This window comes from Gilvimarinus agarilyticus (assembly GCF_000832015.1).
Classification (GTDB): Bacteria; Pseudomonadota; Gammaproteobacteria; order Pseudomonadales; family Cellvibrionaceae; genus Gilvimarinus; species Gilvimarinus agarilyticus.
In genome coordinates, this window is sequence record NZ_JXCJ01000001.1 from 3,723,754 (window position 1) to 3,739,246 (window position 15,493).

Annotated in this window: 11 protein-coding genes; 3 read left to right on the forward strand and 8 right to left on the reverse strand. The window is 49.5% G+C overall.

The features are described from left to right. Position 1 precedes the first annotated feature (1 nt). The 7 genes from SD69_RS16090 to SD69_RS16120 all read right to left on the reverse strand — a co-directional run bounded on the left by SD69_RS16090 (position 2) and on the right by SD69_RS16120 (position 9,492). On the reverse strand, positions 2-1,660 hold the full coding sequence (locus SD69_RS16090) for a fructose-bisphosphatase class III (protein WP_052481271.1): 1,659 nt from the start codon (positions 1,658-1,660) through the stop codon (positions 2-4). A gap of 35 nt (positions 1,661-1,695) precedes the next feature. Then, positions 1,696-2,769, reverse strand: coding sequence for a class II fructose-bisphosphate aldolase (fbaA, locus tag SD69_RS16095; RefSeq protein ID WP_041524021.1), 1,074 nt, complete (start codon positions 2,767-2,769; stop codon positions 1,696-1,698). A gap of 40 nt (positions 2,770-2,809) precedes the next feature. Continuing rightward, complete coding sequence (locus tag SD69_RS16100; RefSeq protein ID WP_041524022.1) at positions 2,810-3,739, reverse strand: sugar kinase; 930 nt, start codon at positions 3,737-3,739, stop codon at positions 2,810-2,812. Between the two features lie 59 nt (positions 3,740-3,798). Next, positions 3,799-4,551 carry an SDR family NAD(P)-dependent oxidoreductase gene (locus SD69_RS16105; RefSeq protein WP_041524023.1) on the reverse strand — a complete coding sequence of 251 codons (753 nt, stop codon included), beginning with the start codon at positions 4,549-4,551 and terminating at the stop codon, positions 3,799-3,801. Between the two features lie 144 nt (positions 4,552-4,695). After that, positions 4,696-5,043: a cupin domain-containing protein gene (locus SD69_RS16110; RefSeq protein WP_084591621.1), complete on the reverse strand. Its 348-nt coding sequence runs from the start codon at positions 5,041-5,043 to the stop codon at positions 4,696-4,698. 72 nt (positions 5,044-5,115) lie between these two features. Next, positions 5,116-7,275 (reverse strand): alginate lyase family protein, encoded by a 2,160-nt coding sequence (locus SD69_RS16115; RefSeq protein ID WP_041524025.1) that lies wholly within the window; start codon positions 7,273-7,275, stop codon positions 5,116-5,118. A 6-nt stretch (positions 7,276-7,281) separates the two neighbouring features. Continuing rightward, positions 7,282-9,492, reverse strand: coding sequence for a polysaccharide lyase 6 family protein (locus SD69_RS16120; RefSeq protein WP_041524026.1), 2,211 nt, complete (start codon positions 9,490-9,492; stop codon positions 7,282-7,284). Positions 9,493-10,097: 605 nt separating this feature from the next. Here SD69_RS16120 and SD69_RS16125 point away from each other — a divergent pair. After that, a complete protein-coding gene (locus tag SD69_RS16125) occupies positions 10,098-10,877 on the forward strand; it encodes a FadR/GntR family transcriptional regulator (protein WP_041524027.1) in 780 nt (259 codons plus the stop codon). Positions 10,878-10,945: 68 nt separating this feature from the next. Continuing rightward, positions 10,946-12,256, forward strand: a complete 1,311-nt coding sequence (locus SD69_RS16130; protein ID WP_041524028.1) for an MFS transporter — start codon at positions 10,946-10,948, stop codon at positions 12,254-12,256. A gap of 406 nt (positions 12,257-12,662) precedes the next feature. On the opposite strand, the gene SD69_RS16135 is transcribed toward SD69_RS16130, so the two are convergent. Further along, the gene (locus SD69_RS16135) at positions 12,663-13,541 is read right to left on the reverse strand and encodes an NAD(P)-dependent oxidoreductase (protein ID WP_041524029.1); all 879 of its coding nucleotides are present in this window, start codon (positions 13,539-13,541) and stop codon (positions 12,663-12,665) included. 699 nt (positions 13,542-14,240) lie between these two features. Here SD69_RS16135 and SD69_RS16140 point away from each other — a divergent pair. Continuing rightward, a complete protein-coding gene (locus SD69_RS16140; protein WP_041524030.1) occupies positions 14,241-15,017 on the forward strand; it encodes a FadR/GntR family transcriptional regulator in 777 nt (258 codons plus the stop codon). The last annotated feature ends 476 nt before the right edge of the window (positions 15,018-15,493 follow it).

The window sequence follows — 15,493 nt, forward strand, 5'->3', positions numbered from 1 at the left end:
GTTAAATTTCGTGAAAGTCTAAAACGTCGCCTTGTTGCTCGAGCGAAAACAACCTGAAATGTGCGTCATCGCCCACCAAAACCATGCCCGCCACACCAGTTAACGGGCGGTAAGCTCTGGCAAAACCACCATCGATACACGCTAATTGTCCGCTGCAAAACAGCGGCGAAGCACCGTCTTTAAGTTTTACCGGAACATGGCCATTAATCAATATACTTTTCGGATCGCCGCTGAGCTCACTGGCAATCTTCGCAACAAAATCGGGATTATTCCGGGCATCGAAATAGGGATTTTTTCCTTCTTTATGGTACTGCTTATCGGCAATAAAATAACGCTCGAAGGTAGTCATTTTTTCGCGACCGAATAGCGGCGAAAGTGGACCACACCAAAGATACCACGCAATGTCCGACAAGTACTGACAGCTGGTGGTTTTGCGTCGCGAATAAGCCTTTCGAAGCTGTAACTCTAAAGCGTCAAACAGTGCCCTACCCTTTAACGGCCTATCGTTAACGCGAAACTCCACCGGTTCGAGATCAGCACCGACAGGCACGCAGCCGTGATACATCGTATAAGCGCCGTCGGTTTCCAGCAGTCCACCATTGGCAAACAAAAACTTTACATGCTTTTGCAACCGATCGGCAGCAATAAACTGCTCTTTTAAGTCTTCTATAAGCTGCCACTCTTGCTCGGTTAATGAAGACGTCGAGCCGCAGTCAAGCGTGGGAAAGTTGGCATCCGTTAGAGCAACAGGCTCACCCTGAAGCTCAACGCTAGCCGATGCCAAATTCACTTTTTTAAGCATGGCCCGTCCGTCGAGCGAAAACTGGGGGTTTCGCTCGATCACTTGCTGCTCAAGTTTAAACTGCACAACGGCAATAGCTTTGTGCATAGCCGCCCACGGCCGGTCGTCCGCGACATCAGGCGCGTCGCTCAACAAAAAATTGGCACACGGGTCATCGGCGTAACAATCGTTCGCAAGCTCAGCGAGCCTATCTAGGCAAATACCGTAATCGTTGATTAATGTCGCCACATCGCCATACTTTAAGCACAGGCGAACTACCGTAGCGATGCACTCTAATGAGCCTGAAGCGGCGCCCATCCAGAGAACGTCGTGATTGCCCCATTGAATACTAACCGTCGCGGGTAAGCTTTCTAGCGTATCAAGAATCTGCGCCGCACCCGGGCCCCGGTCATAAATATCCCCAACCACATGCAAACGATAACTCAGTAAGGCCTTTACAGCCTTAGCAATGTAGCGACACAGCTGTTCACGGTCTTGGTCGTCTAATAGTGAAATCGCCTCTCGCCTGTTCTGATCAAGCTCACCGGTTATCGCGTATTCATCGAGAATATTTAAGAACCAACTACAGCTGGCGAACGTCTCAACGCCCACGGGCCAAAAGCGCCGGTCGTGTTTAAAGTTTAGCAAAACCTCCATCATCGACGTGAGATGACTAAAGTGATCTACTGTCTCGGATGTGACAATACTCGCGTCTAAAAGGTAATGACGTAAGGCCCCGATCGGGGCCTCAGGGTGTTGACTAACGTAATCACTGATTAAGGTCTCTACGACACCAAAGCGCTGACGCACTAAAGCATCAAGTACATCGGACTGACCATGTAAATCAGAAATAAAAACTTTATAAGGCTGTGCAGACATTATTGTGCCACTCACCGATGCGTCAGCAACGCCAGCTAAAATACGCTTTCGCAGTTTAGCTGACGGCAAATGTCAGTCAGCTTTGATGAGAACCCTTCTTCAGCCTTACGCAGCCAAACACGAGGATCGTAGAATTTTTTGTTCGGTGCATCTGGCCCTTCCGGGTTACCGATTTGCGCCTGCAAATAACCTCGGCGATCTTCATAAAACTCACGCACACCGTTCCAATAGGCCCACTGCAGGTCGGTATCAACATTTACTTTGATAACACCGTACTCAATTCCAAGAGCAATATCTTCGGCCGAAGAACCCGATCCACCGTGAAACACAAAGTCAACGGGGTTATGCGCTAGACCAAACTGCTCGCTTACGTAATCTTGCGAGTTTCTCAGAATTTCAGGCCGCAAACTGACATTACCCGGCGAGTAAACCCCGTGAACGTTACCAAATGAAGCCGCAATAGTGAACTTGTCGCTGATTTGGCTAAGCTTTTCATGGGCATAGGCAACCTCCGAGGGCTGCGTGTACAAACGCGACGAATCGATGTCAGTATTATCAACACCATCTTCTTCACCGCCGGTGACACCCAGTTCAATTTCCAGAGTCATACCGATAGCACTCATGCGCTTTAGGTATTCACAACAGGTGTCGATATTGTCCTCAAGCGACTCTTCCGACAAGTCGATCATATGCGAAGAAAACAGAGGCTTACCGTGCTGGCGATAATACTCTTCGCCGGCATCCAGCATTCCGTCAATCCAGGGCAGCAACTTACGCGCAGCATGATCGGTGTGTAGCATCACATTGGCGCCATAAGTAGGGGCCATTGCGTGAACATGTAAAGCCGCTGACACCGCACCTTTAATTGAACCCTGATGATTCGAGTTGGCCACTGATTTACCACCGTAAAAGGCGGCCCCACCGTGGGACAACTGAATAATAATAGGTGCGCTCAGCTCTGCTGCCACCGCCATAACGCTATTGGCTGTGCTTGAGCTGGTAATGTTTACCGCCGGTAAGGCCATATGCTGAGCTTTTGCGTAGGCAAAAGTTTTAGTAACAGCATCACCGAGAATAACGTGCTCAGGTAGGGTTAATTTATTTATCATGGGCAACTCTCTTGTGGATTGTTGGATACGTCGGGCTACTTTACTGAAAGCTGGGCATGTCACCTTCAGCAATAATGGCACCTTTGTGTTGTATCACTGTCGAGGCCAGGATATGGCCCATTTTTGCCGATTTTTGCAGGCTTTCACCTTGTGAGCGAAAGTGCAGGTAGGCGGCGTTAAACGAGTCCCCTGCAGATGTAGTATCAACCACATCAACCCGACGCCCCGTCACCACCTCTCGGACCTCTCCATCGTCAACGCAACAGCCTTCGGCACCCATTTTAAGTATAATTTCGCGGGCGCCACATTGGCGTATTCTGTCAATCACTGCGTCTTTGTCGGTGTCACCGAACAGCAGTGACTCATCGTCTATGGTGGGTAGGGCTATATCGCTGATGGCGTAAGCCCGACTGAACGCCTTTTGAGCAAGATCAGTGTTTTCCCATAAAACAGGACGGTAGTTTCCGTCAAAAACTATTTGCTTACCCGAGTTTTGCAACTGTTTTAGCATGTCAAACAGTCGATCCTGAGACGGCGGATCGATAATTGCCAAGCTGATTCCGGACAGGTAAATAAGATCAAATTCCGACAGCTGCTGTTCTAACTGCTTCTGCTTTTCGTCGCTATCTAAAATATATTTTGCAGCGGCATCGTTTCGCCAGTAGATAAAATGGCGTTCACCCGACTCGTCGTTACTAATATGATACAAGCCTGGACGCTTAGCCTGATCGATGCGAACCAAGTTGGTCGCTACGCCATTTTTTTCCCACTGCGCCATCATCCAGCTACTTGCCTGATCATTACCCATGGCTGTTACAAAGCTAGGCTGACTACCCAATCGGGCCAGGTAAACCGCTGTATTCAGGGTGTCACCGCCATAACCGATAACCGCGGGAATCTTTGAATGATCGGGAGACAGGTTTCCACTGGACATCTCCAGCATGCATTCCCCTATAGCTGCAATCTTCACAAACTACCTCTTTACGTAGAGTATGGCTCGGTACCGATCAAGCCATAAAAATCTGATAATTAGGAGAACAGCAAGCCGCCGTTTACATCCATATTCACACCGGTCAAGAACGACGCCTCATCGGAAGCCAGGTAAGCAACCACGTCGGCCACTTCATCCGGAGACCCTTCACGACGCAGCGGCGTGGCACCGGCAACATTTTTACGGGCTTCATCTTTAGTAAAGGTATCGTGGAATGTCGTGCTGATCATGCCGGGGCATAGTGAGTTCACTCGAATGCCGCGCGCGCCTAACTCTTTGGCCATAGACCGGGTAAATGTCATCACGGCACCTTTGGCGGTCGCGTAAGCGGACGCGCCTGGACCACCACCATCACGACCAGCTTGTGAAGCAAAGTTGATGACAGAGGCGCCTTCTTTCATATGGGGCGTGACATATTTGGTCAACAAGAAGGTGCTGGTTAAATTCAGACGAATGACAAAATCGAAAAACTCTGGATCCATTTGGTCAATGGTTTTCCGCTCTACCAAACCACCGGCCACGTTGACCAGGATGTCGATCTTTTCACCAAAGGTTTCCTGAGTTTTGGCTACCAGGCTTTGCACTTGCTCTGGATCGCCCATATCACCACGAACCAAAATCGCCTCTGCACCCAACGCTTTAACTTCAGCTAAGGTTTCTTCGGCTTTTTCTTGGCTGCCAAAATAATTGATAACTAACTTGGCACCTTCTTTAGCCAGCTTGATCGAGATTGATTTACCAATATCACGGCCGCCGCCGGTAATAACGCAAACACGATTCTGCAATTTCATATAACACCCACCTAAGGATCAATGATCAATATTATTGCGAAGGTTACATCTTACCGACAGGATGAACCGTCCCAAACAACACCTCACCACTTAGCAAAAAGCCGCGAGGGTTAGCCTACGCCAAAAGCACCGGCCAAAATATTTTTACTTACCGCCGACCATATCAGCGCGTATCGGGCTGAAGATATCGATTAATATGCCGGCCTCTAGACAAACGGCACCGTGCTCTTCATTGGGCGGAACATAGAAACAATCACCGCCTTTTAAGATCTTCTTTTCGCCATCGATCATCACTTCAAATTTACCGCGTTCTACATAGGCTACCTGAGAGTGGAAGTGACTGTGCACGTAACCTTCACTGCCTTCATCAAAGGTGACACGAACCACCATAATTTGCTCGTTGTAACCCATGATGCGGCGCTTTACGCCCGGTGCCACATCCTCTTCTTCGATGGTATCCATCTCAATAAACTTGCTTGATTCAATTAACATTCTCATCACCTATATTAATCACGGTAAATTAAACAATTCCGACTGAACTTTGTTCGATTAAGCGCCGGAAAATTAATTTTCGTTTGTCTTAGTAACTTTTGCCTTGACTGGAGAAGCACTGTTATCGCTATGGATCAACTCTAGTGTATAGGTGCCTGCATCACCCATATTAACGATAAGCTCAGCACCAGATTTGGTCGACTTATAATCTAAGGATTTCACGCGACTATACGCATTCTTTACGTATTCAGCCGTGCCATTGTACTCACCGTGAGGCTCCACAACGGCATACATAACCACATCACTGGCCGTCAAACGGCGCACTGCGCCCTGATCCCGACGGAGGTTATGATTAGGATCATTCGCGCCCAGCTGAAAGAACAATGTTTTTGCCGCTTCAGCATCAGCGCCATGATGACCATAGTTATAGGAGTAAAAACGGTTGCCCAGCAACCAGGTTAAACGGTTGTTGTTACTGGCAGAGTCGCCCTGACTGCGCAGCAGCATATGCTGGTAACCACTGTCATCACCCATCGCTTGCCATGCTTCAAAGCTCTCGGCATTATTCAAATTGTGATCAATAACCTGTCCATTAAAGTGCAGCGGCAAGTCGTACTGATGCTTATCGTCAGAGCGCGCGCTAACGACATCAATCACAAACGGCTCCATTGATGTGGGCTTTACCAATGCCTGTACACGAGTAAACTCAACACCATCGTAGGCGGTGTTAATGCGGCCGATACTGATATCGGCAAGCTCACCCGCAGCAAACATAACTTGCTCAGCGGGCCGCTCGTTAGCTTTATCTAAGTCGCCGCCAAACTGGCTTTTCTGGTCAACCACCAGCGTATTATGCGCAACGCTTTGCTTTGCCCAAGTGTTGTTTTCAAGTAAATAATGGCCGCCATATTTTGCCTCTACGTTTAAGTAGCGTGCGGCGCCATAATCGGTAACAACTTCATGGCCGTTATCATACAGTTGCCAGCTGAGGCGATCATAATGTCCATGCCCCATACCCTGGCTCGTGTTTTTGGCCACCACCAACGTACCGGTCTCGTTATCCCCCGAGCGCATTAATGTCAGTGCGCCCTGCTCGCCGGTCGCACCATCACGATAAATTTTTGACTCGTACGGATAGGGCTCAACCGAGTTGCTGGCAATGATCTTCGACAGAGCGACACCACCAGCACTCAAGCTCACACGCTCTTGTTGACGGGCGATATCACTCAGGCTTTTATCCGAGGTAATACCGTAGGCGATAGCGAGCGCCTGAACGAGTTCTTCAGTTTTAATGCCTTTGTCTTTAATCGCATCATTAATGGGTAAGAACAGGCCGTTGTAGCTTAGCTCGATCGTGGTATAAATCGCCTTAAGTAAAATACCATCGCGGTATTCAAAAATTGCTTTTTCTGGCTCGTTGGTTTCAATCGCTTTCGCAAACCAAACAAAAGGCATAAGAGCATAGCGCTGGTAGTATGGCCCCTCAGTGTAGTAACCATCGGGCGAGAACAGCTCGTCCATCTGCTTGTAGAAACCCGAGTTGCCGCTTTGATCCAGCCCTGTTAGCGCCTGCTCCACATAGTCATCGCGGCCGGTGGCGTAGCCCACCATACCCACGGCAGCTACGGCCCATGTGCCGTGGTTATGGATTTTATCAAAGGTCTGCGGCTGACCTTTTGACAAGTAGTCTGCCACCGGAAACAGAAGCTCGCTTTTAAACCTCTCTTTCTGTGCATCGGTCAGGGCGTCAGCCACCAGATCGTATGCCTGAATGGTGTACACCAGCCACACCGCTTCATTTAAGCTTTGCCAAAATAACTTACCCGGAGTTTGCTCTTTTTTCTCTGGATGCAAGCCAAGCTGCGGGTACATCTCAGCGTAGGCATCCAGCATCGCGGCGACGTAGTTGCTGTAGCGAGTTTCACCGCTCAGCTGATATTGGAGGCCCGCGGCGTACATGGCCTTATAATTGCGCTTATGCTGCTCGTGGGTGTAGCCACCGCCCGCATCTTTTGGCCAAGGCACCACTACCCCTTCCGCCACAGCCTCATCGGCGACTTGCTTATTGCTCATCATAGAGCGTTCGAGAAGCTCGCCTGACCCGTCGCGTAACGCCGTGATATCACTCTTGCTCATTACCAGCGACGGCGTCTCGGCAGCGCTCACATGAATAGCGCTAAGCAGCAAGCAGGCAACACCGCTCGCTTTGACGATAAAAGAAGGTATCTTCATAACAAATTACTCAGAGAAATTATTATTGTCTGCGCTAAAGGTCGACTCCATGCCGGGTACAACACTCTCAACGTTATACAGCGGCTTGTGGTTATAGCGGTTATCGTCGATGCGAATCACCGGGCCACCCACTGTGTGCTGTACTACAATCGGCGCACTGTTGTCGAAGCGGCTATTCTCAATCAGGCCGCGCTGTACACCGTGAAGCAAAATACTGCTACCGCTGGCATCCGCCGCTGGCGAAGCACTTACCGTTACACCATCTACATGAACATGAGGGCCAAAAGTACTTTCATCGGTACCGCCGCGATAGACAGTCATTAACCCGCCGGTAGCATTGCTCACCTGAGAGTTTTTAACAGTAATGTACTCGGCGTTGTACATGCCGTAGTCGTCCTTTTCGGAGTCCAGCTTTAGTACGGAGCCTTTAATGTTGCTAAAGCTTGAATCTTGTACCAACACGTTGTCGGCAAAGGTTCCTTTGCGAAGTTTAATTACGTCAAAATCTTTGTTGATATCCAGGTCTTTTACTTCTACACCCAGAAGCTCTAACACAAAATTCTTGGTCATTGGCTGACTGTCTGAACGAATCACGGCGTTGGCTTTGTCGTCCGGGGCCCGCACCCCACTAATCGACAAATCCTGCAACCGAAGCGCACTGCCGTTCAGCAAGTCCACCAGCGACTTACGGCCAAAGGTCAGATGGGTTTTGCCCTTACCCGCACCACGAATCACTAACGGTGTATCAAGCAGCAATGTCTTGGACAAATGGTAATCACCCTCTGCAAGTACCAACTCGCCAGCACCGTTAAGCTCACCGTAAGCATCCAGAAGGGTATCGGTACCCGGCTCTACACTGATACTTGCATCGGTGCTAAAGCGATCAGATTTTTCATACTTGGGGTACCAAGAAACGCCCACCTCGCTTTTTTGTACGGGCAATGCAGGCGCGTCAGCGGTCAAACCATTTACTTTTTCAAAACCACCTGATAACTCATCACCAACCGAAAAGTTAGCTTTGTTGCCACTAAAGTCGATACCCTTAACACTGTCGTGCAATTCAAAAGGAGACTCGCCAGAATCATTCACAACAGTGTTGTTAATAAAACGGCTGTTGGATGGTGTAGCGCTGCGCTCTTCATCACTACCGGCGCCAAAGATAATCCGCTCGACATTCACCAGCGTATTATTTTCGATTAATGCGTTATCTACCTGATGGTAACGATTAATCGGCGAGTTGGGCACACCGTTCATAACCACTAAACCGCCACCAAAACGTGAACCCGCTAATCCTGACAAATAGTTGTTTCTAATTGTCTGATCGGCGTTAATCACACGTATACCACCGGTGTGGTCTACGCCATTGCCGATAAAGGCGTTCCCCTCTACCAGGTTGCCATTACCGTGGCGCAAGGTCAGCGTACCGCGCGACTCAAAGAACACGTTATTCTTTAAGACATTACTGCCAGATTTGTTAGAAATAATTTCAACTTCACCGTCGCAGTGCTCAAAGTAGTTATGAGCAACGGTGGTCAGGGAGTCACTTAACGAGTAGTGGCTGGTGCCGATACGCAAGGTTTCACCACCATTTGAACCCAATACTGGGCGCGGCCCAAAGTAGTTATACTCGATCACGTGATTGTTTTCGCGGCTATGCTCGGTATCGAGCCGAACCGCCATAGTGACGCCTTTATTACGTTTGAAACTAAAGTGGTTGTGGTCGATGCGGTTGTTTTTGCCGTATACACTGACCCAGTAGTCTGTTTCGTAACGATCCGGATTGCTAAAGTCGTCAATCACCACCTCGGTCAGACGGGTATTAACGGCAATTGTGGAATAATCCGATTCATCCTCAGGCTTGGCGGTACGAAAGGAGATAACGGTATCCGAAGGGGTGTAACCGTCTTTAAATACCAAACCGCGGACCACCAAGTGCTCGCCGGCCAGCTTAAGATTAGAACGACCGCTGATGATGGCCTTGCCAGGGTTAGCCGCCGCCAGAGTAATAGGCTCGTCTTTGGTGCCTTTAGCTGAAAACACAAATTCCACATCGCGCCAAACGCCGTCTTCCAGCAGCACGCTATCGCCTGGCTCTAGCTCACCAGCTACCGCCTGATATTCAGAGAAATTTGCCACCGAATAATCTTTTGCCGCACAAAGCGCCGGCACGAAAGACATTAAAAACAAACCAGATAGAGTCGAAATTTTATTATTCATATAAATTGCACCACACCTTCGCTCAAAAAAACGGCCCAACCTCACTCATAAGAGCAGGCCGGCCCGGGGGAGCCACACACCAGAGTGACTACTCGCCTTTCTCTGGCACTGGTTCAGGGCTCGCCTTCGCCTAAATAAGCTCAACTGCGAAACCCTCAGCTACGCATGACCTGCGGTAAAAGGCACCGACATCGGGCGCCTCCTAGCAACAAACTAATCGCTATCGATTATTACTTGGGCACAGACTATCAGCGGCGCAACAATTGTGTCAACCAATTATTATTACAGAAATGGTTTACATTGAAACCAAACTAGCTTATACCTAGTGCGAGAATGGCCAAACACAACATAAAAAGCCATAAACAATGGTCGGCACACTCAAGATTTTAACCATTAAGGGCGTATTCAAGGTTTTTTTGCCTGCAACCAAGGTATTAGCTACGCAAAGCACCCATCACCATTGAATCCGGCTCGACAGGCAGCACAGGTAATACAGCGCCAACCGACACAAAGTTAACCAATATGTATTACCAATAGGCATCATCCGTGCTAACATTGGTTACATACTTATACAATAATCAAGTTTAAAAGGCGGGAGACGGCCAATGAGCAAAACCAGTGGTACAACAAATCAGCGTACATACCGCAAGGTTGCACAAAAAATGCTCAAAGCGTTAGATTCTGGAGAGTTTCCCGCCGGGGCACGCCTTCCTCCAGAGCGAGAGCTGTCGGAGCGTTACGGCGTGAGCCGCCCAACCATCCGCGAAGCCATTATTGCCCTAGAAGTAATGGGGCGTGTAGAGGTACGAACCGGATCTGGCGTGTATGCCCTAACTTCCGCCAGCGCCAATAGCAACAACCCCCGAGAATACAGCCCCTTTGAAATTACCGAAGCGCGCGTACTGGTCGAGTCCGAAGCCGCTGCACTCGCGGCTTCCACTATGACCGAAGCACAGCTTGAGGAATTGGCAGCCGCACTGGAAGAGATGGCGTTAGAAAACAAAAATGGCGATTTAACCTCAGAGATCGCAGACCGAAAATTTCACTCGGTTATAGCCCACTCAACACAGAACCGCCCCCTGATAAACATCATTCAACACCTGTGGGATATTCAGGCCAATTTGCCCGACCTTAAAACGGCGCACCAATCCGTGTGCCGCACCGATGGCCGCAAGCGCATCGAAGAACACCGGGAAATCCTTAACACTTTGCGAGCCCGCGATTGTCACGCGGCCCGAGTAGCCATGCGCAATCACTTTTCTCGCTCACTCGACGCCTTGCTCGAGACCACCGAGCAGCGCGCCGTGGAAGAGGTGCAGCGGCAACTCTCCGAGCGAAGAGAAAGATTCTCGCTTAACAGAATTAAATATTCACCAGAGTCATAGCAAGATATTCATAAACTTTAACCATAACTCTAGAAACCTCCACTACCCAACTTGTTAGGAGTCAAATAATGAAAGTAAAAAATTTACGATGGTGGGTGATCGCGCTGATTGCACTTGCCACCATTATTAACTACATCGACCGTCAAACGATGAACGTGCTCTGGGCTACCAGCATGGGTGAAGATCTATACCCAGATCTGGATGCCGATGGTCGCAAGGCCATCTACGGCACGATTTCTGGCTTCTTTATTTTGGCCTATGCGTTGGGTCAAGCCATCTTCGGTAAAATATTCGACTGGGTGGGCACGCGCATCGGCTTTGCACTTTCTATCGGTGTTTGGTCTATCGCCACGGCGCTGCACGCCTTTGGGCAAGGCGTTGTCTCGCTGAGTATCTTCCGCAGTTTGCTCGGTGTCGCCGAAGCGGGCAACTGGCCGGGGGCTGCAAAAGGTAACGCAGAATGGTTCCCATCCAAAGAGCGCGCGCTGGCACAGGGTATTTTTAACTCCGGTGCTGCCATCGGCGGTCTCGTGTCGATCCCCATCATCGCCTACCTCGCCGTGCACTTTAGCTGGCAAGCCATTTTTGTCATCGTTGGTCTTTTGGGTCTGTTATGGTTAATACCTTGGTTGGTTCTGGTAAAAGCACCACCTAAAAGCCACCCTTGGATTACCGAAGCTGAGCGTGAATATATTCTGACAGGGCAAAAAACCACTCCGGCAACCGACGACAATGATGTCGAAACAGAATACGCCCCAAACACCAAAGAGATGCTGTCTCGCAAGCAAAGCTGGGGGGTTATTATTGCCTCCGCCGCTATTGACCCAATTTGGTGGTTATTTGTTTTTTGGATCCCCACCTATCTGGCCGAAGTCTACAACATGGACGTTAAGGGCATCGCCTTGTACGGCTGGGTTCCTTACGTGGGCGCTATGTTCGGTGCTTGGTTTGGCGGCCTGTTATCACAAAACAGAATTAACGCCGGCTGGACGATCAACAAAACCCGCAAGTTTGTAATTACCCTGGGTTGCTTGCTGATGCTACCTTGCCTACTGGCCATGGCTAACCCTGGCGGCCCGGTAACAGCCGTATTACTAATGGGTGTTATCCTGTTTGGCTTCCAAACCACCATCAGTAGCGTACAAACCTTGCCAGCAGACATGCTAAGCCAAAAGTCTGTAGGTTCGCTGTCGGGCTTTGCCGGCATGGCTGCCAAGTTTTCAGCATGGGGCCTGACCGTTTTCGTCCCTTGGCTGACCCAAGGCGGTAACTACACGCCAGCGTTTGTTATTGGCGCCTCGTTAGCTCTGGTTGCACTGGCGGCCATTTGGATTCTAATTCCAACCGTTGAGCCACTTAAGGCTAGAAACAAGTCTTAACCGATTTGCAAGCCTAACTAAGGGCTCGCCTCTCTAAACCGCCGGCATTAATGCCGGCGGTTTTTTTATGCCCAGGCACCCCCCCCCAAAAATATCCCGCCCCACAAGTCAACGTTAACTCTTACACCACTACACACCAAAGAGTGCGCGCTCAAGCCACACAGGAGTGCGTCCGACCACCCGCCATGCTCGAGAACGAGCCACTCATTCGTTACGCCTTATCGGGCGCAACCGGACGGACAATCTACTTATCAAAAACCACATCAAGCTCAGGAAGGAAGAACAACGAGACACAGTTAAAACCGAAGAGGGAAAGAGCTACACAAGCTAACAACGAAACGCCGGACACAAAAAAGCCGCGCCCCGGCTACTGCACCAGGGCGCGGCTTTTTAACCACCACTCAAATTACTTTTCTAATTTGAGATAGTAGTCGAAGATCTCCGGAACATTACCGTTGCCCATGCCAGCGTCAAACGCCGCTTGCAGGCCAGTTGATGTACCTTCAGCGATCGGCGCTTGAGTGCCCAGATCTTTTACCATCTCCAGGAAGTAACCCAAGTCTTTGTTAGCGTTGGCGATTGAAAAACCTAAATCACTAACGCCGTCTACGGCGTAATTTTTACAGAAGTTCATAAATGGCGAGCTAGAAGGCCCAGTCGACATAATATCGAACAACTGCTGACGATCAACACCGGCGCGATCTGCTACCGCAAACGCTTGCGACATAGCACAAACCGTTGTCATGCCCATAAAGTTGTTAATCAGCTTAGTGGTGTGACCGGCACCCAGTGCACCCAGGTAAAATACGTTCTCACCCTGCTCTTCCAAAACAGGCTTAACCTTCTCGAACACTTCCTTATCACCAGAGGCCATGATGTTTAACAAGCCGTCTTTTGCGTGAGCAGGGGTGCGACCCAATGGCGCATCAACCATACCCGCACCTTTGCTGGCCAGATCAGCGCCAATTTTACGGGTAGAGGCAGGAATAGAAGTACCAAAATCAACCAGTACAGCGCCCTCTTTAATTCCAGCAAGAATGCCGTCATCGCCGTACACCAGCTTTTCAACCACATTAGATGTGGTCAGGCACAGCATAATAATATCACTCGCTTCGGCCAGCTCTTTACCGGTCTTAGCTTGCTTAGCGCCGCGCGCCAAAACAGCATCTACAGCGTCTTGGTTTAAGTCCATAACAATGGGCTCGTAACCTTTCTTCTGCAGGTTCTCGACCATGTTACCGCCCATCAGGCCTAAGCCAATAAATCCAATGACTGGTTTAGCCATACTCAGACTCCTTAAATAATTTTAACTTGATGTAATAGTAGAGCTCTTAGCTGTCACAGATGTCAGCACAGCCGTGAACGACAATAGCTAAGAGCCTCAGACTCCACTCGACGCTTTTAAAGAGATTCTTTGCAAGATAACTTGCTGCAACCGCCGCATAAGGCAAAAACGAGAAAATCATGGCTAACGAGTCAAGCTCTTATTATCCGTATCTTCACACTACCATTGCGCTCAAAAAATAGGTCGAGCCCTACTCTAAAGAAGGGCTCGACCCTAATAGAGCCACACACCAGAACCCAGCAAATATGCCGACTCCTAGCATCATTCAGCGTGAAGTGACTAACCAAAATGCAGGCATCGGCAATGAAGCCCAAGTTAAATTTGGTAATCACATTCAACTGCAAAGACAGACTACCAACAGAACACCCAATGTGTCAACCAATTATTATTACCGGATTGTAGAGCAGCGAGCATCCACCACACAGCCCCATAGGGCAGATACGTCACACCGGAATCACGATTAACTTTGCTCCTATCAGGCCAAAAGAGTAGAATTTACCGCCAAAGAAGTTGTTAATAATCGTCACCGCATACTCGACCAGATGCTGCTTTAACTTGCTAATCGGTATTACCAATTAAGCAGATTGTGTTAGCATTGATGGGTTATCGGTAATTACTATATAAAGCAGGAGTGACTCCATGAGCGACAGCACTAGTAGCGGCAATCGACGCTCTTACCGCAAGATCGCACAAAAAATGTTGGCTGCGCTCGATTCTGGCGAGTTTCCAGCGGGAGCTCGTCTGCCTCCAGAGCGCGAATTATCAGAGCGCTACGGCGTAAGCCGGCCAACGGTTCGCGAGGCTATTATCGCGCTTGAGGTAATGGGAAGAGTTGAGGTGCAAACCGGCTCTGGGGTGTATGCCCTAAAGACGTTTAAAACCAACAACAACGACCCGCGCCAGTTTAGCCCCTTTGAAGTCACGGAAGCTCGTGTACTCGTGGAATCAGAAGTAGCCGCTCTAGCGGCCTCAACCATGTCGGAAGAGGMGCTTAGCGAACTGCAAAGCGCGCTAGACGATATGGCCCGTGAAAATGAAGATGGCCACCTCACCTCTGAAGTTGCCGACAGAAAATTTCACACGATCATAGCGAGCTCCACGCAAAACCGGCCTTTGATCAATATGATCCAGCACCTATGGGATATTCAGGCAAATTTGCCTGAAATAAAAACCGCCCACCAATCAATTTGTAAAACAGACGGTGAACGGCGGATCAGAGAGCACCGGGCGATTCTCGAGGCACTAAAAGCCAGAGACCCACACGCCGCCCGGATATCCATGAGAAACCACTTTTCTCGCTCCCTTGATGCTCTGCACACAACAACCGAGCAGCGCGCCGTAGAGGAAATACAAAAGCAGCTTAGCGAGCGGCGTGAACGCTTCTCTTTAAACCGTATACAATATATGGCCGAGTAGCCCGCCCTGGGAAAGTGCCGATACACCTGTTCAAGGCTGCCGCACTGGCAGCCCCTCCCCCCAACACCTCAATCACAAAGCAACCCTTCGAGCTTAACCTTTATTGCATAATTGTTTTTATTTAAGGCGTTGTTAACCAATTCTATTTCAGCTCCCGCAACCTCTTTGTCACGATTTAAATGCTTTCACTGAATTGAGAAAATCGATCAATGGTAAAGCCCGCCCCTTGCATCATCGGCGACCGGAAACGCAACGGGACTGGACTTAGCCTGTATTTCCACAGCATCGCCCCTAACAAAGAGCTCGACAGAAAAGTGGGGATTGCACCACCCCATGCCCACATAAGTGACATGGCCAAGGTTCTTCGAACCCGGATAATATGGTCTGCAGCCAGAACGTTAGTAAGTTTGCCTCTGGCACCTTTACCAAAAGCTCGGACTGTTCATCGTCGGCATCCACCAAAAAGCGTACACCGG